Genomic DNA, 22,215 nt, shown 5'->3' with positions numbered 1-22,215 from the left:
ATGAGTGCAGTCGAAGACCGTCTGGCCGAGCTCGGCCTGACCGTGCCCGAGGTCGCCAAGCCGGTGGCCGCCTACGTCCCGGCGATCCAGGACGGACGCCGGATCTACACCTCCGGGCAGCTGCCCATGGTGTCCGGTGCGCTCGCCGAGACCGGCAAGGTCGGTGAGGGCGAGGGCCTGGTGTCCCCCGAGCGGGCCGCCGAGCTCGCGCAGATCTGCGCGCTCAACGCCGTCGCCGCCGTCAAGGGCCTCGTCGGCGACCTCGACAAGGTCACCCAGGTGGTCAAGCTCGTCGGGTTCGTCGCGTCCGACCCGGCGTTCACCGGCCAGCCCGGTGTCATCAACGGCGCCAGCGAGCTCATGGGCAAGGCCTTCGGCGACGCGGGCATCCACGCCCGGTCCGCCGTCGGCGTCGCCGTGCTGCCGCTCGACGCCCCCGTCGAGGTTGAGATCGTCGTCGCCCTCGCGGACGACTGACCGGTGTGGGCCTCTCCCTCCACCGATTCGATGTGAACACGCCGGTGATCCCCGGCGTGTTCACATCGAACGAGCGTGGGGAGTGAGTCAGCTGTGGTGATCCGCGAGTTCCCGATCGCCGACTCACCGTCGCTGCGGGCTCGGGCCGACGCCTGGCTGGCGTCGCCCGACCCCGCCGGGCCGGTGGAGCCGAAGCTCGCCGCGACGGTGATGTTCGTCCGCGACGGTGCTGCCGGGGTCGAGGTGTTCATGCTCCGCCGGGTCGCGACGATGGCGTTCGCCCCGCGGATGATGGTCTTCCCCGGCGGTGGCGTCGACAGCCGTGACGCCGAGGAGGCCCTGCCGTGGGCCGGCCCCTCGCCCGCCGACTGGGCGGCCCTGCTCCGCGTCGACGAGGCGCGCGCCCGCGAGCTCGTGGCCGCGGCGGTGCGCGAGGTGTTCGAGGAGTGCGGCGTCCTGCTCGCAGGTCCGTCGTCCGACACCATCGTCGAGGACGTCGCCAGCGAGCACTGGCGCGAGCAGCGCCGACGCCTGCTCGACCGTGAGGCCTCGCTGTCGCAGGTGCTCCAGGAGCACGGGCTGCTGCTGCGCTCTGACCTGCTCGGCTACCGCGCGCACTGGGTCACCCCGGTCTTCGAGTCACGGCGCTACGACACCCGGTTCTTCACCGCCGCCGTGCCCGCCGGCCACCGCGCCGACGACCAGACCACCGAGGCCGACCTCGCCGCCTGGGTGCGGCCGACCGAGCTGCTGAGGGCCTGGGAGAGCGGTGAGGCGCTGATGCTGCCCCCCACCGTCGTGGCGGTCGAGGAGGTCGCAGCCGCGTCCTCGGCAGCCGACTTCATCGCCGAGCAGCCGGTCATCGAGACCGTCCAGCCCGAGCTCGTCGACACCGGCTCAGGTCTGGTCATGCGGGCCGACCTCCCGCGATGAGCACCTCCGGCGACCAGGTGCCCGCAAGCGACCAGGTGCCCGCGAGCGACCCGGTGCCGGCCGTCGCCCCGACGCCGTCGGCGGCACCCGGCGACTGGCGCGGGGGGCAGGTGACCGACCGCGCGCTGTGCGTGCTGTGCCCCAACCCCAGCCCGATGACCCTCGACGGCACCAACACCTGGGTGCTGCTGGAGCCCGGCTCCACCGAGGCCGTGGTCATCGACCCTGGCCCGTTGCACGAGTCGCACCTGCGGGCCGTCGTCGCCGCCGTGACCGACCGCGGCGCCCGCGTGGCCCAGACGATCCTCACCCACGGCCACGCCGACCACGCCGAGGGAGCCTCGCGGTTCGCGGAGCTGACCGGCGCCCCGACCCGTGCCGTCGGCCGCGGCCACGACGACCTCGGCGACGGTGACGTCGTGTCGGTGGGTGGCCTCGAGCTGCGGGTGGTGGCGACCCCGGGCCACACCTCCGACTCGCTGTCCTTCGCCCTGCCCGCCGACCACGCGCTCCTCACCGGTGACACGGTCCTCGGCCGCGGCACCACGGTGGTGGCGCATCCCGACGGTGAGCTGGCGGCATACCTCGCGTCGTTGGAGCGGATCGCGGCACTCACGGGAGGCGGCACGGTGACCTCGATCCTGCCCGGGCACGGGCCGGTCGTGCCCGACGCCTCGGCGATGGTCGCGTTCTACCGGCGGCACCGCGCCGAGCGCCTCGAACAGGTGCGGCAGGCGCTCGCCGACGGGGCCGCGCAGGCCCCCGACCCGGTGCAGGCCGTGGTCGAGACGGTGTATGCCGACGTGCCCCGCGAGGTCTGGCCGGCGGCACGACAGAGCGTGGCCGCCCAGGTGGAGTACCTGCGCGCTCGGAGGTCCTAGCGGGCGCGGCGCTTGAGGCGTTCGACGTCCAGGATGAGCACGGCGCGGGCCTCGAGCCGCAGCCAGCCGCGGGTCGCGAAGTCGGCGAGCGCCTTGTTGACCGTCTCGCGGGAGGCGCCGACGAGCTGGGCGAGCTCCTCCTGGGTGAGGTCGTGGGCGACGAGGATGCCTTCCTCGACCGGGCGACCGAAACGGGCCGACAGGTCGAGCAAGGCCTTGGCCACGCGGCCGGGGACGTCGGTGAAGACGAGGTCGGCGAGGTTCTCGTTGGTGCGGCGCAGGCGCTGGGCGAGGGCGGCGAGCAGGACCTTGGCGACGGCGGGACGGCCGTGGAGCAGGCCGTTGAGGTCCTCGTTGCCGATGCCGAGCAGCTGCGTCTCGGCGACGGCGGTGGCCGTCATGGTGCGGGGGCCGGGGTCGAACAGGCTCAGCTCACCGAACATCTCGCCCGGGCCGAGGATGGCGACGAGGTTCTCGCGCCCGTCGCTGCTGCGGCGGCCGAGCTTCACCTTGCCCTCGCGGATGACGTAGAGGCGGTCGCCCTGGTCGCCCTCGGAGAAGAGCACGTCGCCGCGCTCGAGGCGCGTCTGCGTCATCGACTGCATCAGCGTCGAGGACGCCTCCTCGTCGAGGGCTGCGAACAGCGGGGCTCTTCTCACCACATCGTGATCCACGGGCGACAGTGTGCCACGTCGCCGTCAGCCCCGACCCGTAGGCTGAACCGGTGTCCGACACCGACCGCAAGCCTGTCCGCGAGGAGTCTCCGGTCGCGCTGACCCGGCGCGCTCGGAAGATGTACCGCGAGCTCCACGAGCACTACCCGTACGCCCACTGCGAGCTCGACTTCGAGAACCCGCTCCAGCTCCTCGTCGCCACCGTCCTGTCGGCGCAGACCACCGACGTCATGGTCAACAAGGTCACCCCGCAGCTGTTCGCGCGGTACCCCGATGCCGCCGCGCTCGCCGGTGCCGACCGCGAGGAGATGGAGGCGCTGCTCAAGCCCACCGGGTTCTTCCGGGCCAAGACCAACTCGGTGATGAAGCTCGGTGCCGAGCTCGTCGAGCGCTTCGACGGCGAGGTCCCGCCGCGCATGAAGGACCTCGTGACCCTGCCCGGCGTGGGCCGCAAGACCGCCAACGTCGTCCTCGGCAACGCGTTCGGCATCCCCGGCATCACCGTCGACACCCACTTCGGACGCCTGTCGCGCCGGTTCGGCTGGACCGACGAGGAGGACCCGGTCAAGGTCGAGGTGGCAGTGGGCGCGCTCATCCCGCGCAAGGAGTGGACGATGCTGTCCCACGTCCTGATCTTCCACGGGCGACGCACCTGCCACGCGAAGAAGCCCGCCTGCGGTGCCTGCCCCATCGCCCGCCTCTGCCCCTCCTACGGCAGCGGGGAGACCGACCCGGTCAAGGCCGCGAAGCTGCTCAAGTACGAGCTGGCCCCCGGTGCCGACAACCCGTATGCCGCGCCGGTCGCCGACGTGGTGGAAGCCGGCCGGGCGTGAGCGAGGGCTCTCCAGCCGCGGGTGCGAAGGCCTTCGCCCGTCCGCGGCCCGCGTGGATCGACCACGCCCACGAGCGCATCTCGAGCGCGGACAGCGGGTTCTTCGACCGGTTCGCCCCGCCGCCGGACGGCGGCCGGCGCTCGAGCGTGCTCATCCTCTTCGGCCCGAACGAGGCCGGGGGCGAGGACGTCGTGCTCACCGAGCGGGCGCACACCCTGCGCACCCAGCCCGGTGACATCTCCTTCCCCGGGGGCAAGCGCGAGCCGCACGACGCCTCCGACGCGGCGGCGGCCCTGCGCGAGACCCAGGAGGAGGTCGGCATCGACCCGGCCACCATCGAGGTGGTCGCCGAGCTGCCCGACATCTACCTCAGCCCCCGCAGGTTCGTCGTCACCCCGGTGCTGGCGTGGTGGCGCGAGCCGGGGCACGTCGACGACATCGACCCCGCCGAGGTCCACCGGGCGGTGCGGGCGCCGCTCGCCGACCTGCTCGACCCGGCGGCCCGGTTCACGGTGACCCACCCCAGCGGGTACGTCGGCCCGGGCTTCGAGTTCGACGGTCTGTTCGTCTGGGGCTTCACCGCGGGGCTGCTGTCCGCCGTGCTCGATTTCGGAGGTTTGACCGTCCCGTGGGACCGTAGTGTGGAGCGTCCACTCCCTGACCGCTACCAGCCAGGGGGGAGACGCGACGCCCTGACCCAGACCGCGACGGAAGGCCGAGCCTGATGTTCCTCGGATTCTCCGTGCTGGACCTGCTCCTCATCGTCCTGCTGCTCAGCTACGCCGTCACCGGCTACCGCCAGGGCCTGGTCGTCAGCGTGCTGTCCCTCGCGGGCTTCCTCACCGGCGGAGCCCTTGCCATGTGGCTGCTGCCGATCGCGATCGGCGGGTGGGACGACCTGCAGAGCTCACCGCTGCTGCGAGCCGTCGTGCTCATCGCGGGCGTGTTCATCCTCGCCTCGGCGGGTCAGGCGATCGCCGTGACCCTCGGTGGCAGCCTGCGGTCCAGGCTCAAGGTCAAGCCGGCCCAGCGCTTCGACTCCGCCCTCGGCGCGGTCGCCGTGGTCGTGTCGGCGTCGGTGCTCGTGTGGTTCATCGCCGGGGCCCTGCGCGGCGGTGCCCCTGCCCCGATCGCGAAGGCCATCGGTGGGTCCCGGGTCCTGCAGACCATCGACTCGGTCGTGCCCCCGGAGACGTCGCGGCTGTTCGCCGGCTTCCGCGAGGTGCTCGACCGCGAAGGCTTCCCGCGGGTGTTCGACGGCCTCGAGGCCGAGCGCATCGCGCCCGTCGACCCGCCTGACGACTCCGTGGCCCAGAGCCGGGGCGTCCGCGCGGCCGCGTCCTCGATCATCAAGATCACCGGGGTGGCCACCTCGTGCAACCGCGGCCAGGAGGGCAGTGGCTGGGTCGTCGCCCGTGAGCGCGTCGTCACCAACGCCCACGTCGTGGCCGGTATGGAGCGCGCCACGCTGCGCATCCACGGCACCGGCCGGTCGTACACCGGCCAGGTCGTGGTGTTCGACGCCCGGCGCGACCTCGCCGTCCTCGCCGTCCCCGGCCTGCCCGCCGACCCCCTCCCGCAGGGTCCCGACCTCACCCGTGGTGACAGCGGGGTCGTCGCCGGTTTCCCCCTCGACGGTCCGTACCAGCTCGACGCCGCCCGGGTCCGCGAGGTCGTCAACGCCCGCGGTTCCGACATCTACGGTCGCCCCGGCACCAGCCGCGAGGTCTACTCGCTGTACGCGCAGGTCCGTCCCGGCAACTCCGGTGGACCGCTGCTGTCGACCGACGGCCGTGTCGTCGGCGTCATCTTCGCCAAGTCCCTCGACGACGACAGCACCGGCTACGCGCTGACGATGGACGAGGCCCAGCCCGTCCTCGACGCGGCCTCCAGCGCGAGCACGCCGGTCGACACCGGCGCTTGCGTCGCCGGCTGAGGCCAGCCCGCAGCCCTCGCGTCCGTCCGTCCCTCGCGCCTCCTGCGCCCCGCTCGGGACGGGGCTCAGGCGTCCAGCGCGTCGAGCCAGCGCACGAGCCGCTCGTTGACGAGCTCGGGGGCCTCCTCGGGCAGGAAGTGCCCGACCCCTGGCACGAGCGAACCCTCGTAGGGCCCGGTGCAGTACTCCCGGGAGCCACCGGCCGTCGACGGCAGGACGGCCCCGTCCCGCTCGCCGTGCAGCTGGAGCACCGGCACCGAGATCGGCTTCTTCATCGTCGCGGCGAAGCGCCACCCGTCGGGGCGGGCCTGGCTGCGCACGAGCCAGCGGTAGTACTCGGCGGCGGAGTGCGCCACGAACGGCAGGGCCATCGCCTCGGCGTAGACCGTGGCCTCCTCCGGCGACGGCCAGATGCCCTCGGGCGAGGCCCACTCGCGCAGCAACCGTTGGACGTAGCCGCCGTGCACCGTCATCTGGCGCTCGGGGACGAACGGCCGCTGCAGCCCGCCGAGGTAGGCGTTCGCCTTCGCCTGGCGGGGACTGCTGAACGACGCCTTGCGGAAGACGAGCGGGTGCGGCATCGACAGCGAGGCGATGGCGCGGGTCACCGTCGGCTGGAGCACCGGCATGCTCCACGCGATCCAGCCGCCCCAGCCGTGGCCGACGACCGCGGCCTGCGACGCCCCCAGGGAGCGCAGCACGCTGGCGACGTCGGTGGCCGAGGTCCGGGTGTCGTACCCGCGAGGGGGCTTGTCCGACGCGCCATACCCGCGCAGGTCCATCGCGCACGCGCGGTAGCCGGCGTCCGCGAGCGCCTGCATCTGGTGGCGCCAGGCCCACCAGAACTGAGGGAAGCCGTGCAGCAGGAGGACGACCGGGCCCTCACCCTGCTCGGCGACGTGGAAGCGGGCGCCGTTCGCGGCGACGAAGCGGTGCTCCCAGGGCCCGTCGATCAGGGCCATCGAGGCATCGTTGGTCATGCGGGGAGTATGCCGTGCGGCCGGGCCCGCCCACGACCGCGTCCGCGGGCCCTCGGTGGTGCAGGAAGGAGCGGTCAGTCGCCCTTGAGGGCCTGGACCGTCTCCTGGGCGTTCTTGATGGTGCGCTCGGGCTTGCCGTTGATGTTGGCGATGTTCTTCTTGCCGATCAGCGCCAGCACCCCGGCGACGGCGAAGAGCAGGCCCGTCGTGATGAGGTAGCCGGCCCACTCGGGCAGCCAGATGTCGAGCACCGCGACGAGCGTGTGGAACAGGAAGATCAGGCCCAGCAGGCCGACGAACGCGGCTGCCCCGAACATCGCGGCGCTCTTGCCCGCGGTCTTGGCCTCGGTCGTGATCTCCGCCTTCGCGAGGGCGATCTCGCTGCGGACGATCGTGGACATGTCGTGGGTGGCGTCGGCCACCAGCTGTCCGAGCGTGCGCTCGGGGCTTCCCTGGGTGGACTGGGTAGCCATGTGGCACTCACCTCTGATTTCCGTGGCTGCCGGGGTCCCGGCGGTCCCAACCCTAACCGCGTGGGGCGCGGCCCACATCCGCGCCCGTGTCACCGCCGGTGTCGTCGCCGCTGTCGTCGCGCGTGTCACCCCGTCGGTGACTGCCCACGTCAGCGCCCTGGAAGGCGTCGGGGATACCGTCGCCGTCGTCGTCGCGGGACTCGACCTCCTCCAGCCGCCGGTAGACCCGGTTGCGCGCCCGCAGCACGATCGTGGCGAGGATCGCGGCGAGCAGGGAGCCAGCAAGGACACCGAGCTTCACGTGCTCGTCGCGCGGGCTGCCGGCGCCGAACGCCAGCTCTCCCACGAGAAGGGACACGGTGAAGCCGATCCCCGCGAGCAGCGACAGCCCGACGACGTCCCACCAGGCGAGGTCGTCGTCGAGCTCGGCGCGGGTGAACCGCGCGAACGCCCACGTGCCGCCGAACACCCCGATGAGCTTGCCCAGCACCAGGGCGAGGACGACGGCCAGGGCCGCCTCGTCGGCCAGCGTCTCCCCGAACCCGCCGCCCACGACCCGCACCCCGGCGGCGAAGAAGGCGAACACCGGCACCGCGACACCGGCGGACAACGGCCGCAGCCGGTGCTCGAACCGCTGGGCCACGTCGACGTCCGGCTGCAAGGTGCTGAGCCGGGAGTCGGAGCGCCGCGGGCGGACCGGCACGACGAGGCCGAGCAGCACCCCGGCGACCGTGGCGTGGATGCCGGAGGCGTGCACCAGCGCCCAGGTCGCGAGCGCGAGCGGGATCAACAACCACCAGCGGGCGATGCGGCGCTGCGTCAGCCAGGCGAAGCCCGCCAGCGGCAGGAGGGCGAGACCGAGCAGGGCCAGGTCGAGGCTCTCGGTGTAGAAGATCGCGATGATCGTGATGGCGACGAGGTCATCCACCACGGCCAGCGTCAGCAGGAAGCTGCGCAGGGCTGACGGCAGGTGCGTGCCGATGACTGCGAGCACCGCCAGGGCGAACGCGATGTCGGTCGCGGTCGGGATCGCCCAGCCCCGCAGGGCATCGCCCTCAGCCCCCAGGGACGTGACGGTCACGGCATACAGGATCGCGGGGACGGCCACGCCGCACAGGGCGGCGGCGACCGGCAGTGCGGCCTTGGCCGGGGTGCGCAGCTCGCCGACGAGGAACTCGCGCTTGAGCTCGAGGCCGGCGACGAAGAAGAAGATCGCGAGCAGCCCGTCGGCGGCCCACTGGCCGAGCGTGAGGTCGAGGTGCAGCGCGTGGGGTCCGACGGTGAGGTCGCGCAGGGACGAGTAGGCCTCGAACCACGGCGAGTTCGCCCACACCAGCGCCGCGACGGCGGCGACGAGCAGGAGGGCGCCGCCGACGGTCTCGGTACGCAGTGCGGCAGCGACGTGCTGGGCCTCGTGCCACGTGGTGCGGGCGAACAGGCGTGGACGCAGGGGGTTCAGGCTCACGAGGGGCCTTTCGGGGTCGACAGCGACATCAGACGCTGCCGCAGGACCCGGGCAGCGACGCCGACCAGACTTCCCGGCTCACCACGGTCAAGGCTAGCGGCCGCGCGGGTATGGCGCCGGGTTGCCCGGCTCGCGGGACGTGCGGTCCCAGCTCGCGGACCTCCGTCGTCAGCCGGGTGTGCGGGCCGTGGTGACGAGCTCGCCGAGCATCGTGTCGAGGGCGGCCTGCGCCTCGTCGTCGGCGCGGACCTCACCCTCCTGCGTCAGAGTCTCCTCGAAGGAGAGACCGGGTCCGTCGACCACGGTCATCTTCACGCGCTCGAGCGTCTGCTGCAGCGCCGACTTCGCGTACGAAGCTCCGTGCCAGCCGTACCCGACGAGTCCGACCGGCAGGCCGTCCCACTCGGCGTAGAGGTAGTCGATCGCGTTCTTGAGCGCCGCGTTGTAGCCGCGGTTGTACTCCGGCATGACGAGGACGAGGGCGTCGGTGGCCGACATGGCTGCCGACCACTGGCGGGTGTGGTCGTGGACGTAGTGGCCGTCCGCGGGTTGGCCGGGTTCGTCGAGGAACGGCAGGGCGAGCTCACGCAGGTCGTGGACGGTGACCTCGACAGTGCGGCCCGCGGGGGCGGCCAGGTCACGCAGGCCGGCGAGGACCCAGTCGGCGACGTGGTGCCCGATGCGGGTCGGGCGGGTGCTGGCGATGACGACGGAGACACGCACGGGGGCCATGCGGCGAGCCTAGAGCGGCGGCTCGGGGTTCAGGAGCGGAGGCGTTCGACCCAGTCGGCCGGCCACGGGGCGCTCTGCGGTCGGCCGGGGCCGCTGCGGTCGAGGTGCACCGTGACGTACCGACCCTTGGCGGCCCGGACCCTCGGGGCGCCTTCGAACTCCTCACCCCAGACCTCGAACGTGAAGGTCATCGAGGAGGTGCCGAGCTCGGCGACCGACACCGTCGTCGTCACCTCCTGCCCGAAGAACAGGGGCGCCTCGAAGTCGGCCTCGAACCGCACTCGCGGGGCGACGGGGAAGTAACCCTCCAGGCCGCGCTCGCGGGTCAGTGCCGCCTCGGTCGACTCGACCAGCCGGGTGACGGTGCTGTTGTGGTAGATCCCGGCGGCGTCGGTGTCGATCCACTCGATCCGGGACCGCAGGGTGGCGCTGGCGAGGGTGTCGGTCACGCCGACACGGTCTCAGGCTCCGCCACTGACGTGTCGGGCACCCGGCTCGCGTCGCTGGCGCCGGGACGCCACCGCAGGTGGACCTCGCCGTCCTGGCCGTCGCGCAGCAGCGCCAGGCGCGGCGGGATCTTGTCGGTGCGCGACGTCGGGGGACGCCGCCGTCCGGCAGCCCACTGCACGGGCCACTGCGCGCCGGGGCCGGTGTGCTCCTGCTCGGCCGCGGCGTGCAGGGTCCACATGGGGTCGTAGAGGTGGGTGCGGCCGAGGGCGCAGAGGTCCGCGCGACCGGCGAGCAGGATCGAGTTGACGTCGTCGTGCGACGAGATCGCGCCGACGGCGATGACCGCCACACCGGCGGGGCGGGCCACCTCGTGACGGATCCGGTCGGCGAACGGCGTCTGGTAGGACCGGCCGAACGCCGGCTTCTCGTCCTTGCTCACCTGGCCCGAGGAGACGTCGATCGCAGCGGCGCCGTGCTCGATGAAGGCCCGGGCGATCTCGACGGCGTCGTGCTCGGTGTTGCCGTCGGGCATCCAGTCCGTCGCCGAGATGCGAACCGTGACCGGCACCGCCTCCGGGACGACCTCGCGCACCGCGTCGAAGACCTCGAGCGGGAAGCGCAGGCGGTTCTCCAGCGAGCCGCCGTACTCGTCGGTGCGGACGTTGGAGATCGGCGAGAGGAACGACGACAGCAGGTAGCCGTGCGCCGCGTGCACCTCGACGAGGTCGAAGCCTGCCGCGACACCGCGGCGGGCGGCCTCGCGGAAGTCGCCGACGACCTGGTCCATGTCCGCGCGGGTCATCTCCCGCGGGACGTGGCAGCCCTCGCCGTAGGGGAGGGCCGAGGGACCGACGACCTCCCAGTTGTCCTGCGTGAGCGGCTCGTCCATGCCCTCCCACATGAGCTTGGTCGAGCCCTTGCGCCCGGAGTGCCCCAGCTGTAGCCCGATCTTCCCGGTGCTGTGCCCGTGGACGAACGACGTCACGCGGGCCCAGGCGTCGCGCTGCTCGTCGGTCCACAGGCCGGGGCAGCCGGGGGTGATGCGACCCTCGGGCGAGACGCAGACCATCTCCGACATGACGAGACCGGCGCCGCCGAGGGCCTTGGAGCCGAGGTGCACGAGGTGGAACTCCCCGGGCACCCCGTCGACCGCGGAGTACATGTCCATGGGTGACAGCACGATCCGGTTCTTCAGCTCCAGCGCGCCGATCTGCGTCGGCTGGAACATCGCCGGGGCGGACTCGTCCACCTCGCAGGCGGCCCCGTCTGCGACGCCCGCGCCGGCGACCTGGCGGGCGAAGGCCCCCTGGATCCGGGCGGCGAACTCGGTGTCGCGGTCCTTGAGGTTCTCGAAGGTGATGCGGCGCGAGCGGGTGAGCAGGTTGAAGACGAACTCGTCGGGGTCCTGGTCGGCGTACATCCCGATGTTCTCGAACCACTCGAGGCTGGCCTGGGCGGCGCGCTGGGTCGACTCGACGACCGGCTTGCGCTCCTCCTGGTAGGCGGCCAGCGCCGCGTCGACCGAGGGGTGCTCGTGCAGGCAGGCGGCGAGGGCCAGGGCGTCCTCCATCGCGAGCTTGGTGCCCGAGCCGATGGAGAAGTGCGCGGTGTGGGCGGCGTCGCCGAGCAGGACGACGTTGCCGTCGTGCCAGCGCTCGTTGCGCACCGTGGTGAAGCTCAGCCACTTCGAGTTGTTCGTGAGGATGTGGTGACCGCCGAGGTCGTCGGCGAACAGCTCGGCGACGCGCTCGACGGCGTACTCGTCGGACACCCCGGGAGGGAACACCTCGTCCTCGGTCCGGTCGAGGCCGGCGCGGCGCCATACGTCCTCGTGCATCTCCACGATGAAGGTGGATCCCTTGTCGGAGTACGGGTAGCCGTGGATCTGCATCGTCCCGAACTCGGTGTTGCGGACGATGAACTGGAACGCCTCGAAGACGAGGTCCGTGCCGAACCAGATGTACTTGTTGTGTCGACGGTCGAGGCTGGGGCCGAACGCGTCGGCGTACCGCGTCCGCACCTGGGAGTTGAGGCCGTCGGAGGCGACGACGAGGTCGTACTCCGCGCGGAGCTCGTCGGTGTCGGGCGCGTCGGTCCGGTAGTGGACCTCGACGCCGAGCTCGGCGACGCGGGCCTGGAGGATGCGCAGCAGCTCCTTGCGGCTCATCGCCGCGAACCCCTGGCCACCGATGGTCGAGGACCGGCCGTCGATGGCGACGTCGATGTCGGTCCACCGCGCGAACTGGCGCTCCATCGCACCGTAGATGGCGGTGTCGGCGCTCTCGATCCCGCCGAGGGTCTCGTCGGAGAACACCACGCCGAACCCGAAGGTGTCGTCGGGGGCGTTGCGCTCCCACACCGTCACCTCGTGGCCGGCGTCGAGCTGCTTCATCAGGGCGGCGAGGTAGAGCCCGCCGGGCCCGCCTCCCACGATCGCGATCCTCATGACGGCTCCTCGGGGTTCCGGACGATCTGCTCGCGCAGCTTGAAGTGCTGGAGCTTTCCGCTGGTGTTGCGCGGCAGCTGGTCGACGAAGCGCACCCGTCGCGGGTACTTGTAGGGGGCCAGCGTCGCCTTGACGTGGTCCTGGATCTCCTTGGCCTTGGCGTCGTCGCCCGCGACTCCCTCGCGCAGCACGACGAACGCGCTCACGACCGAACCGCGCTCGGGGTCGGGCTCGCCCACGACGCCTGCCTCGACCACGTCGGGGTGGGTGTCGATCGCGGCCTCCACCTCGGGGGCGCCGATGTTGTAGCCGCTGCTGACGATCATGCTGTCGGTGCGGGCCCGGTAGAAGAAGTAGCCGTCCTCGTCCTGCACGAAGGTGTCGCCGGTGACGTTCCACCCGTCGACGACGTAGCCGAGCTGGCGGTCGTCGTCGAGGTAGCGGCACCCGACCGGTCCGATCACGGCGAGCCGGCCCTCGGTGCCCACCGGCACGGGCTGGTCGTCCGCACCGAGGATCGTTGCCCGGTAACCGGGTACGGGCTTGCCGGTGCTGCCCGGTCGGATGTCGTCGCCGGCCGCCGAGATGAAGATGTGGAGCATCTCGGTGGCGCCGATGCCGTCCACGATCGCGAGCCCGAGCTCGGAGCGGACCTGCTCCCAGACCTCCTGCGGGATGTGCTCGCCGGCGCTGACCGCCGTGCGCAGCCCGGCCAGCCGGGGCAGGTGGCCGGCCTTGATGATCTGCTTGTATGCCGTCGGCGCCGTGGCGAGCACGGTCACCCCGTGCTCCTGCACCAGCTCGGCGAGCTGGGCGGGCGTCGCCTGCTCGGTGACGAGCGCACAGGCACCGGCCCGCAGGGTGAAGACCACGAGCATGCCGAGCCCGAAGGTGAAGGCGAACGGCGCGGTGCAGGCGACGACGTCGTCCGCGGTGAGGCGCAGGACGTGCCGACCGAAGGTGTTGTCGATGGACAGGACGTCGCGGTGGAAGTGGGTCGTGATCTTCGGGGTGCCGGTGCTGCCCGACGTCGGCCCGAAGAGGGCGACGTCATCGGCGGCGGTGTCCACCGCGTCGAACTCTCCGGGTTTCGCCGTCACGCGACGGGACAGGTCGTCGTCGGCTTCGCCACCGTAGGGGACGACGACGAGGTCAGGGGCGACCGTGTCGCGGACGGTCTCGACGTCGTCGGTGAACCGGTGGTCGACCAGGGCGATGGAGGGCCAGGTCTTCTCGACGATCGGGCCGAGCTCACGCGCCCGGAGCGCCGCCATCGTGGTGACGACGACACCGCCCGCCTTGAGGATCCCCAGCCAGGCGGCCACGGTCCACGGGTTGTTGGGGGAGCGCAGCAGCACGCGGTTGCCGGGGACGAGTCCGAGGTCGTCGGTGAGGACGGCCGCGACCTGGTTCACGGTCCGCAGCAGCTCGCCGTACGACCAGACGGTGCCGTCGGGCGCGCGCAGGGCCGGGCGGTCGGGCCCGTGCTCGGCGACGGTGGCGTCCAGCAGCTCGACGGCAGCATTGAGCCGCTCGGGGTACTGCAGGTCCGGCGTGGTGAACTCCAGCGTCGGCCACTGGGCGGTCGGCGGGAGGTGGTCACGCGCGAACGTGTCGGTGTACCCGCTCGGCGACAGGGCGACGGCCGCGGTGGCGGCATCGGGGGCGTGCGACATCAGTGACCTCCCGTGGTGGCGCGGATCATGCCTTCCTGGACGACGGTCGCGAGGTGCTCGCCGTCAGGGGTGAAGAAGCGGCCGAGGCCGACGCCGCGACCGGAGTCCGCGGCCACCGCCTCCTGCGCGTAGAGCAGCCACCCGTCGAGGACACCGGGCTGCAGTGCCCGGTGGAACCACATCGCGTGGTCGAGGCTCGCCGTGACCAGCCCCGGCTGCGCCCACGGCAGGTCGAGCACCCGCAGCACCGGCTCGAGGATCGTGTAGTCGCAGACGTATGCCAGCGCGGCCAGGTCGCGTTGGGCGTCGGTCAGGCCCTCGACCGGGCGCAGCGCATCGAACGGCTTGACCCACAACGCCTGGTGCGGCGTGCGGCCCCCGTCCACCTCGAGGTAGACCGGCCCGGGCACGTGCCGCAGGTCGAAGCTGCGCCCGCCCGACCAGTACGCCTTGGACTCCTCCGTCATCGTCGAGGTCCAGACCCCGTCGGCCCCCGTGGCGCCCGGCTCGCGGTCCGCGAGGTATGCCGCGGAGCTGGGCAGGCTGTCCGGTGCGGGCAGGCCCGTGGCCGGCGACGCGGCATACCGGCCGCCCTGCTCGCCCGCGGCGAAGCTGGCGAGGCAGGTGTAGGCGGCCTTGCCGTTCTGGAAGGCGCGGACCTGGCGGGTGGCGTAGCCGCGGCCGTCGCGCAGAATCTCGACCTCGTAGGTGACGGGAGCGCCGATGTCGACGGGGCGCATGAAGTAGCTGTGCGTCGAGTGCATCGTCTTGCCGTCGGTGACGGTGAGCATCGCCGCAGCCGCGGCTTGCGCGACCATGTCGCCGCCGTACGCCTTGGGCCACGGGCAGGGCTGGGTCGTCGCGGTGAAGGCGACGTCGAAGTGTTGTGGCGCAACAGGACTCAGTGCCAGCGCCTGCGTCACGACCTCCGAGGTGGGAGTGCTCACGGGCGGTCCGTCCAGTGGCGGAGCTCCTCGTCGGCGACCTCGTCGAGGTTGACGACGATGTTCTCGGGCGTGCGGGTGGTCATCCAGGTGAGGGGGTTGTTGCGGTCGAGGTTGCACTCGACGTGCGGCATGAACGGCGGCACGAAGACCCAGTCGCCCTCGGTCATGTCGAGGTAGTCCTCGAAGCGCTCGCCGAAGTAGATGCGGGCGCGACCGGACAGGACGTAGCCACCGGTCTCCGCCTCGCCGTGGTGGTGGGGGACCGAGCGGTAGCCGGCCTCGTTGCTCACCTTGCCGAACCACAGCCGAGTGGCAGGCGTGTGCTGGATGCTCACGCCGGAGATGCGGCTCGCGCCCCCGGACTGGCCGGTGTCGCCGACCTCGGCGCCGCCCCGGGTGACGACGGGGACGACCAGGCCGGCCTCGTTGGCGTAGACCGAGTTGTCGCCCATGAGCTGGTACTTGCTGAAGTCGGGTTCCACGATGGCTCTCCTTGGTCGGGTCAGGCGGTGTGGTCGGTCAGGCGGTGTGGTCGGTCAGGCGGATGACGTTGCGCAACAGGCCGATTCCCTCAACCTCGGTCTCGAGGACGTCACCGTCGGCGAGGAACCGCTTGGGGTCGCGGGCCACACCGACGCCACCGGGCGTCCCGGTGAGGACGAGGTCGCCGGGGCGCAGGGTGGTGAACGTCGAGATATAGGCGAGCAGGTCGGCCGAGTCGAAGACCAGGGTGACGGTGCTGTCGCGCTGGACCTCCTCACCGTTGACGCGGCAGGTGATCGTGAGCCCGGCGCCGGGGTCGACCTGGTCAGGGGTGACGACGACCGGGCCGGTCGGGGTCGAGTCGTCCCACGCCTTGCCCTGGAACCACTGGAGGGTGCGGTACTGCCAGTCGCGCACCGAGACGTCGTTGGCCACGGTGTAGCCGGCGATGGCCGCAGCGGCCGTCTCGCGGTCGGCGCTGCGGATCGTCGCGCCGACGACCACGGCCAGCTCGGCCTCCCAGTCGACGTCGGTGCCGGAGGGCAGCGACACGTCGTCGGTCGGGCCGACGAGGCTGTCGGCGTACTTGACGAACAGGGTGGGGTGGCTGGGCAGGTCGCGGCCCGTCTCGCGGATGTGCTCGCCGTAGTTGAGGCCGCAGCAGATGACCTTGGCGGGCCGGGGGAGTGGTGCGCGGACGGTGGCCCCCTCGAGGACCTCGGCCAGCGGGGTGTCCGCCCCGAGGGTGCCTCCGGCCGCGAGGAAGGCGGACAGGTCCGCCGTGGGCGACGCAGCTGCATACGGCGCGTCGGCGTCGTGGCGTGCGGTCGGCGCCGCGAGGGCGCGCCAGCCGTCGCAGGTCAGGGCGGCGGCGCGAGTGGTCCCTGCATGGGCGACGGTGCCGAAGTGCATATAGCGAGATTTTCACGATCGTCGTCAAACGTCAACAGGTGGGCTACCCTCGGACCGACGCCCGTGTCACCGACGACCCGCTCGCGACCCTGGAGGTTCGATGTCCGCCCACCCGCTGTCCCCGGTCCCCGTCAACCCGGCCTCGCTGCCGACGCCGAGCGGCTACTCGCACGGCACGCTGTCCGGCAACACGCTGTACCTGGGCGGGCAGACGGCTCTCGACGCGGACATGAAGATCGTGCCCGGCGGCATCGTCGAGCAGTTCCGCCAGGCCTTCTCCAACGTGCTCACGACGCTGACCGAGGCGGGTGGCGTCCCGGAGGACCTCGTGAGCATCACGATCTACCTCACCGACATCCCCGACTACCAGGCGCACGGCCGCGAGATCGGTCGCGCCTGGCGCGAGCTGGCCGGCCCGGTCTACCCCGCGATGGCCGGCATCGGCACGACGGCGCTGTGGCAGCCCGAGGCGCTCATCGAGATCGTCGGCGTCGCGGTCATCCCGGACGAGCGGCTCCGGCCTGGGCGGTGACGAAGTCGTGGGCCGGGCCGGCGAGCGTGCCGTGGAGGGCGAAGAACGTCTGGGCCGCCGTCGTCCCCACCCACGAGTCGGGCAGCAGGTCGGTGGGCAGGCCCGGGTCGAGGTAGGGCAGCCGTCGCCAGGACGTGAGGGCGCGGACGTAGTCCGAGAAGGCCTCGGCGCCCGGCGGGACCTGCTCCTGCGCGGCCCAGTGCCGGCGAGCGGGTTCGTGGGCATCGCGGAAGTCGGCGTAGAGCTGCTCGAGTGCGGCGAGGTCCCACCACTCGGCGATCTTGGCGGCCGGGTCGCCGAAGGCGAGGTACTCGGCGCGGAAGAGGTCGACGTAGGGGTCCAGCCCGTCGGCGAGCAGCACGTCCCGGGCGTCGTCGGCCAGGCGTCCCGGGGCGATCCAGACCCCGGAGGACACGGTGCCGAACCCCAACCAGGACAACCGTGCGCGCAGCGCGTGCCGCTTCCGGCGTTCGGACTCCGGGACGGAGAAGACGACGACGGCCCAGTCGTGGGTGTGCTCCTCGCGCTCGGCGAAGATGCGGCGGTCGCCGACCTCGAGCACCTGCCGCGCGTACTCCGACAGGGCGTAGCCGGCCACGCCGCCACGGCGCTCGGCCTCGACGATGCCGCGTCGCTTGAGGCGGGAGAGCGACGAACGCACCGCCTGCTCGTCGACGCCGGCGGCAGCCATGAGCCGGATCAGGGCGCTGACGCTGATCCACCCGCCGAACTCCCGGACGTACAGGCCCAGCACGGTGACGATGAGGGCGCGCGGCGGGAGCGGGCCGCGCTCCACACCGCCGTCGAGCTCCGTGGTCGTCACGCAGGCACAGTATCCGGCGTGGTGGCCGAGCGTGGACGGTGCTTGTCGCGACCTTGGCGACGCTCTAATGTTCCGTAAAACAAAAAGAAGAATCCGCATCGTGGAAGATTGAGGTCGAAGGATGTCTGCACCGAGCCCGGGCTACTCCATCACCGTGCGCGCCGAGGCGCCCGCGGCCATCGACACGACCGGCACGCTGGCCGCGGCGGTCGCCGCAGCAGGCGGGGCGCTCACCGCCCTGGACGTCGTCGAGTCGCGGGCGCAGAGCCTGGTCGTCGACGTGACCTGCAACGCCTCCGACGCCGACCACGCCGACCGCATCACCGCCGAGATCGCGGCGGTCCCCGGTGTCACGGTGCGCAAGGTCAGCGACCGCACCTTCCTGCTGCACCTGGGCGGCAAGCTCGAGGTGAACCCCAAGGTGCCGCTCAAGCACCGCGACGACCTGTCCCGCGCCTACACGCCGGGCGTGGCCCGCGTCTGCCTGGCGATCGCCGCCAACCCCGAGGACGCCCGGCGGCTGACGATCAAGCGCAACACCGTCGCGGTGGTCACCGACGGGTCCGCGGTGCTGGGCCTGGGCAACATCGGCCCCGCTGCTGCACTCCCGGTGATGGAGGGCAAGGCGGCCCTGTTCAAGCAGTTCGCCGGGGTCGACGCGTGGCCGGTCTGCCTCGACACCCAGGACACCGAGCAGATCATCAGCATCGTCAAGGCGATCGCCCCCGTCTACGGCGGCGTGAACCTCGAGGACATCTCGGCCCCACGCTGCTTCGAGATCGAGCGACGCCTGCGCGACGAGCTGGACATCCCCGTCTTCCACGACGACCAGCACGGCACGGCGATTGTCGTGATGGCCGCGCTCACCAATGCCCTGCGGGTCGTGGGCAAGTCGCTGACCGACGTCCGCATCGTCGTGTCGGGGGTCGGTGCCGCCGGCCACGCGATCATCCGGCTCCTGCACGCCCAGGGCGCGAGCGACATCATCGGGTGCGACCGCCACGGCGCGCTGGAGATCGGCATCGAGCACCGCGACGAGTTCCGGGGCTGGATCGCCGACAACACGAACCCGTCCGGGGTGCAGGGGACGCTCAAGCAGGTGGTCGCCGACGCCGACGTCTTCATCGGCGTCTCGGCACCGGACCTCCTCGACGCCGACGACATCGCCACGATGAAGGACAAGGCCATCGTCTTCGCGCTGTCCAACCCCGACCCCGAGGTCGACCCGATCGCCGCCAGCCGGCACGCGGCCGTCGTCGCCACCGGCCGCTCGGACTACGCCAACCAGATCAACAACGTCCTCGCCTTCCCCGGCTTCTTCCGGGGCCTGCTCGACGCCGGGGTCAGCGACATCACCGACGCGATGATGATCGCGGCGGCCACCGCCATCGCAGACTGCGTCCACGCCGACGAGCTCAATGCCAGCTACATCGTCCCCAGCGTGTTCGACCCCGACGTGGCCCCGGCGGTCGCAGCGGCGGTGCGGCACGCCGCGGGGGCGCACGAGCGCCATACCGACCGCTCGGCCTCCACCGGCAGCACCGCCGACCGCACCACCTCCGACGAGACCAGCTCTCCCGACACGCACGAGGACCCCCGCCGATGACCTTCGACGTAGCCCACCTCACCTCCGAGCTCGACACCCACCTGCGCGACGCGGACGCCGCCCTCGCTGCTCGCTTTCCCGGCGAACGTGCCGCACGGCAGCCGGTGCACACGGTCTACGTGCCTGTCGACCGCTACGACGCCGACCTCGTGAACCGTTGGGGCGCAGAGGCGCTCGCAGCCCTCGACCAGCACGGCGGGAGCGGTGCGGAGTATGCCGCGGTGCTGGGTCTGCCGGCCGACCTCGCCTCCGAGGTCGTCGGCCGCGTGCGGGCCAAGCTGTCGAGCGAGCCGATCGAGGACCTGCGGATCGACTTCGAGGACGGGTACGGCAACCGGTCCGACGAGGAGGAGGACGCTGCGGTGGATGCCGCCGCTGCCGCGCTGTTGGCGTCGATCGGCTCGGGAGGCGCTGCACCGTTCCACGGGATCCGGTTCAAGAGCTTCGAGGCGCCGACCCGGGCCCGGGGGGTGCGGACGCTGGCGCGGTTCGTCGAGGCGGTGGCCGTCGACGGTCGGCTGCCCGACGGATTCGTCGTCACGCTGCCGAAGGTGACGTCGGTCGACCAGGTCGAGGCCATGGTCACGGCCTGCTCGCGTCTGGAGTCAGGTCTCGGGCTGCGTTCTGGGGCAGTCGGTTTCGAGATCCAGATCGAGACGCCGCAGTCGATCCTCGGTCCTGACGGCACTGCGCTGGTCGCCCGGATGGTGCACGCGTCCGCCGGTCGGTGCACCGGTCTGCACTACGGCACCTACGACTACAGCGCGTCCTGCGGGATCGCTGCGGCGTACCAGTCGATGGAGCACCCGGCCGCCGACCACGCCAAGGCCGTCATGCAGGTGGCTGCGGCCGGCACCGGTGTGCGCCTCTCCGACGGCTCCACCAACATCCTGCCTGTCGGGGACCGCGACCGGGTCCACGCCGCGTGGGCCCTGCACGCGCGGCTGGTGCGTCGGTCGCTCGAGCGGGGCTACTACCAAGGATGGGACCTCCACCCGGCTCAGCTCCCGAGCCGGTACGCCGCCACCTACACGTTCTACCGCGAGGGCCTGCCCGCCGCGGCAGAGCGGCTGCGCAACTACGTGGGCCAGGTGGACTCCGGCGTCATGGACGAGCCCGCGACCGCTCGTGCGCTGGCCGACTTCGTCGTGCGTGGTCTCGACTGTGGTGCGGTGGACGACGCCGAGGTGCTGGCCCTGACCGGGATCGACCGCGCCCGCATGGACGTCCTCGCCAAGCGGGCCACTGCCTGAGGCAAAGGAGCGCATCGAGGCGCGAATGTCGTTCTGCTGTGGGCGAACTCGTGAGGTTTAGCTGTGGACGACTCTTCACGCTGAGTTCGAACACCTGTACGATTGAGGTATGTCGAGCGCACCTCTCTCCTCTGTCCCGGACTCCGGTCCGGCGGCGAGCTGGGGTGTGCGGAACCGGGCCCTGTGGGACCGGACCGCCGCCGTTGCAGGACGGTTGAACCGGGCCCAGGCCGAGCTGGTCGACATCATCGACGAGGTCATGACCGGCGGTCACTGGGGTGAGGGCGGGTTCAAGTCCCCCGAGCACTACCTGGTCGTCCGGGCCGGGTTGGCCCCTGCCCACGCGGCCGACATCGTCGCCGTCGCACGGCGCCGGTCGGAGCTGACCGATGCCGGGACTGCACTGTCTGCCGGTGAGCTGTCCCTGGACCAGGTCGCCGTCCTGGCCCGCAACGTGCCCGCGAGTCACCAGAAGTCGCTGACCCGGTTCGCTCGCGAAGCGACGGTGCCCCAGCTTCGTCGTGCGGTCCGGATGCACGCCTTTCCCGCCGACCCAGTACCCGAACCGGGTGACGACGGACCAGACGCGACCATCACCGCTCCAGACGCCCGCACCCTGGTGAGGGAACAGCACGACGCCTCGAAGGCCTCGGTCGCGGAGCAGCGGGCCTGCGCACGACCCGAGCTGACCATGACGTACGACGCTGATGGCCGGTTCCAGCTGCGGTACTCCGCCCCAGCCACCATCGGCGCCTTGGTCGAACAGGCCGTTGAAGGAGGCCAAGGACGCCTTGTTCACCCGCCGCCGCGACACCGCAACCGACAAGACCGCGAGCGATGCCGCCAGCGATGGCCGTGCCGATGGCGCCGAGGCGGGCGCAGGGCTGGGCTACAGCCAGGACCCGCACGCCGGGCTGCCGACGTATGCCGACGCGCTCGAGGAGATGGCGAACCGGTCCCTGGCCTCGATCGCGTCTACGTCGAGGGCGGCGCACTACCGGGTGTACCTGCACCTGGACACCAACGGTGCGTGGGCCACCGGCGGGCACGCGATCCCGAAGCGGCTGCTCGGGCGGTTCGTCAGCGATGGTGTGGTCCAGCCCGTCTGGGAAACCCAAGGGCGACCGGTCTCGGTCGGGCGGTCGATGCGGATCCTGCCCGAACGCTCCCGACGCCTGGTCCTCGACCGCGACCGCGGCTGCCGGTTCCCCGGCTGCCCCACCACCAACACCGGCTTCGTCGAGATCCACCACCTGCACCCCTGGGCCGACGGCGGTGCCACTGACACCACCAACCAGATCTCGTTGTGCACCAATCACCACGACGGCATCGACCGCGGCGACTACCAGATCACCGGCGACCCCGACCGACCCGACGGCCTGACCGTGACCAACCGGTACGGGCTACCCATCCGCCCACCCCGACCCGACGAGACAGCACCACCACCCGGCGGCGACCCGACCGTCCCGGCCGGCACCTACCAACCACCCACCGGCGGCAACGCCCACTGGAACGACATCGAGCTCCCCTCCGACCTCGAGATCACCCACCCCGAACTCGCCCGCACCAGACCACCCGGACAACCCACCCGCACACCCCGCACTCCAGCCGGGCGAAGGACCACGTCCTCCGGAGCCGGACTCGTCATCATCTCCGAAGGCCTCATCCCCTGGGAGACCGAACCGCCAGGCTGACGGCAAAGG

The 22,215-nt window shown here is 71.8% G+C and carries 22 protein-coding genes; 10 read left to right on the top strand and 12 right to left on the bottom strand.

Annotation, left to right across the window (positions count from 1 at the left end; all coding sequences use genetic code 11):
- The 3 genes from ABD286_RS08820 to ABD286_RS08810 all read left to right on the top strand — a co-directional run bounded on the left by ABD286_RS08820 (position 1) and on the right by ABD286_RS08810 (position 2,291).
- Positions 1–477 (top strand): RidA family protein, encoded by a 477-nt coding sequence (locus tag ABD286_RS08820; RefSeq protein ID WP_344192265.1) that lies wholly within the window; start codon positions 1–3, stop codon positions 475–477.
- A 75-nt stretch (positions 478–552) separates the two neighbouring features.
- Complete coding sequence (locus ABD286_RS08815) at positions 553–1,410, top strand: NUDIX hydrolase (protein WP_344192263.1); 858 nt, start codon at positions 553–555, stop codon at positions 1,408–1,410.
- 155 nt (positions 1,411–1,565) lie between these two features.
- Entirely contained in the window at positions 1,566–2,291 is a 726-nt protein-coding gene (locus tag ABD286_RS08810) for an MBL fold metallo-hydrolase (RefSeq protein ID WP_425565361.1), read from the top strand.
- On the opposite strand, the gene ABD286_RS08805 is transcribed toward ABD286_RS08810, so the two are convergent.
- Positions 2,288–2,965: a Crp/Fnr family transcriptional regulator gene (locus ABD286_RS08805; RefSeq protein WP_344192259.1), complete on the bottom strand. Its 678-nt coding sequence runs from the start codon at positions 2,963–2,965 to the stop codon at positions 2,288–2,290. The two genes, ABD286_RS08810 and ABD286_RS08805, sit on opposite strands and share 4 nt — an antisense overlap.
- A gap of 119 nt (positions 2,966–3,084) precedes the next feature.
- On the opposite strand from ABD286_RS08805, the gene nth reads away from it, so the two are divergent.
- The 3 genes from nth to ABD286_RS08790 are packed head-to-tail and all read left to right on the top strand — an operon-like array spanning position 3,085 to position 5,734.
- The gene (nth, locus tag ABD286_RS08800; protein ID WP_344193331.1) at positions 3,085–3,798 is read left to right on the top strand and encodes an endonuclease III; all 714 of its coding nucleotides are present in this window, start codon (positions 3,085–3,087) and stop codon (positions 3,796–3,798) included.
- On the top strand, positions 3,795–4,523 hold the full coding sequence (locus ABD286_RS08795; RefSeq protein ID WP_344192257.1) for an NUDIX hydrolase: 729 nt from the start codon (positions 3,795–3,797) through the stop codon (positions 4,521–4,523). The genes nth and ABD286_RS08795 overlap by 4 nt, the downstream gene beginning before the upstream one ends.
- Positions 4,523–5,734: a MarP family serine protease gene (locus ABD286_RS08790; protein WP_344192255.1), complete on the top strand. Its 1,212-nt coding sequence runs from the start codon at positions 4,523–4,525 to the stop codon at positions 5,732–5,734. The genes ABD286_RS08795 and ABD286_RS08790 overlap by 1 nt, the downstream gene beginning before the upstream one ends.
- Before the next feature lie 65 nt (positions 5,735–5,799).
- Here the strand turns inward: ABD286_RS08790 and ABD286_RS08785 are convergent, their stop codons facing one another.
- From ABD286_RS08785 to ABD286_RS08740, 10 genes are all read right to left on the bottom strand, one after another.
- Positions 5,800–6,714 carry an alpha/beta fold hydrolase gene (locus ABD286_RS08785; RefSeq protein WP_344192253.1) on the bottom strand — a complete coding sequence of 305 codons (915 nt, stop codon included), beginning with the start codon at positions 6,712–6,714 and terminating at the stop codon, positions 5,800–5,802.
- A 74-nt stretch (positions 6,715–6,788) separates the two neighbouring features.
- Positions 6,789–7,187: a phage holin family protein gene (locus tag ABD286_RS08780; protein WP_344192251.1), complete on the bottom strand. Its 399-nt coding sequence runs from the start codon at positions 7,185–7,187 to the stop codon at positions 6,789–6,791.
- Positions 7,188–7,239: 52 nt separating this feature from the next.
- The gene (gene nhaA, locus ABD286_RS08775; protein ID WP_425565328.1) at positions 7,240–8,652 is read right to left on the bottom strand and encodes a Na+/H+ antiporter NhaA; all 1,413 of its coding nucleotides are present in this window, start codon (positions 8,650–8,652) and stop codon (positions 7,240–7,242) included.
- A 168-nt stretch (positions 8,653–8,820) separates the two neighbouring features.
- Positions 8,821–9,384 (bottom strand): NADPH-dependent FMN reductase, encoded by a 564-nt coding sequence (locus tag ABD286_RS08770; RefSeq protein WP_344192249.1) that lies wholly within the window; start codon positions 9,382–9,384, stop codon positions 8,821–8,823.
- A gap of 29 nt (positions 9,385–9,413) precedes the next feature.
- Positions 9,414–9,833: an acyl-CoA thioesterase gene (locus ABD286_RS08765; RefSeq protein WP_344192246.1), complete on the bottom strand. Its 420-nt coding sequence runs from the start codon at positions 9,831–9,833 to the stop codon at positions 9,414–9,416.
- The gene (locus ABD286_RS08760) at positions 9,830–12,280 is read right to left on the bottom strand and encodes a bifunctional salicylyl-CoA 5-hydroxylase/oxidoreductase (protein WP_344192244.1); all 2,451 of its coding nucleotides are present in this window, start codon (positions 12,278–12,280) and stop codon (positions 9,830–9,832) included. Before ABD286_RS08760 ends, ABD286_RS08765 begins: the two co-directional genes overlap by 4 nt.
- Positions 12,277–13,956, bottom strand: coding sequence for an AMP-binding protein (locus ABD286_RS08755; RefSeq protein ID WP_344192242.1), 1,680 nt, complete (start codon positions 13,954–13,956; stop codon positions 12,277–12,279). Before ABD286_RS08755 ends, ABD286_RS08760 begins: the two co-directional genes overlap by 4 nt.
- Positions 13,956–14,903: an acyl-CoA thioesterase gene (locus ABD286_RS08750; protein WP_344192240.1), complete on the bottom strand. Its 948-nt coding sequence runs from the start codon at positions 14,901–14,903 to the stop codon at positions 13,956–13,958. The genes ABD286_RS08755 and ABD286_RS08750 overlap by 1 nt, the downstream gene beginning before the upstream one ends.
- Positions 14,900–15,355: a cupin domain-containing protein gene (locus ABD286_RS08745; protein WP_344193327.1), complete on the bottom strand. Its 456-nt coding sequence runs from the start codon at positions 15,353–15,355 to the stop codon at positions 14,900–14,902. The genes ABD286_RS08750 and ABD286_RS08745 overlap by 4 nt, the downstream gene beginning before the upstream one ends.
- A 67-nt stretch (positions 15,356–15,422) precedes the next feature.
- Positions 15,423–16,298 carry a fumarylacetoacetate hydrolase family protein gene (locus tag ABD286_RS08740; protein ID WP_344192238.1) on the bottom strand — a complete coding sequence of 292 codons (876 nt, stop codon included), beginning with the start codon at positions 16,296–16,298 and terminating at the stop codon, positions 15,423–15,425.
- 100 nt (positions 16,299–16,398) lie between these two features.
- On the opposite strand from ABD286_RS08740, the gene ABD286_RS08735 reads away from it, so the two are divergent.
- The gene (locus tag ABD286_RS08735; RefSeq protein ID WP_344192236.1) at positions 16,399–16,830 is read left to right on the top strand and encodes a RidA family protein; all 432 of its coding nucleotides are present in this window, start codon (positions 16,399–16,401) and stop codon (positions 16,828–16,830) included.
- On the opposite strand, the gene ABD286_RS08730 is transcribed toward ABD286_RS08735, so the two are convergent.
- Positions 16,796–17,653, bottom strand: a complete 858-nt coding sequence (locus tag ABD286_RS08730; protein WP_344192234.1) for a PaaX family transcriptional regulator — start codon at positions 17,651–17,653, stop codon at positions 16,796–16,798. The two genes, ABD286_RS08735 and ABD286_RS08730, sit on opposite strands and share 35 nt — an antisense overlap.
- A 121-nt stretch (positions 17,654–17,774) precedes the next feature.
- Between ABD286_RS08730 and ABD286_RS08725 the strand changes: the two genes are divergently transcribed.
- The 3 genes from ABD286_RS08725 to ABD286_RS08715 all read left to right on the top strand — a co-directional run bounded on the left by ABD286_RS08725 (position 17,775) and on the right by ABD286_RS08715 (position 22,206).
- The gene (locus tag ABD286_RS08725; RefSeq protein WP_344192232.1) at positions 17,775–19,259 is read left to right on the top strand and encodes an NAD-dependent malic enzyme; all 1,485 of its coding nucleotides are present in this window, start codon (positions 17,775–17,777) and stop codon (positions 19,257–19,259) included.
- Positions 19,256–20,512 (top strand): DUF6986 family protein, encoded by a 1,257-nt coding sequence (locus ABD286_RS08720; protein ID WP_344192230.1) that lies wholly within the window; start codon positions 19,256–19,258, stop codon positions 20,510–20,512. Before ABD286_RS08725 ends, ABD286_RS08720 begins: the two co-directional genes overlap by 4 nt.
- 770 nt (positions 20,513–21,282) lie before the next feature.
- Positions 21,283–22,206, top strand: coding sequence for an HNH endonuclease signature motif containing protein (locus tag ABD286_RS08715; protein WP_344192228.1), 924 nt, complete (start codon positions 21,283–21,285; stop codon positions 22,204–22,206).
- Positions 22,207–22,215 lie beyond the last annotated feature (9 nt).

Source organism: Pedococcus aerophilus, from assembly GCF_039532215.1.
Taxonomy (GTDB): domain Bacteria; phylum Actinomycetota; class Actinomycetes; order Actinomycetales; family Dermatophilaceae; genus Pedococcus; species Pedococcus aerophilus.
Note: the sequence above shows the minus strand (reverse complement) of the source record. Positions and strands in the feature narration are given on the sequence as shown.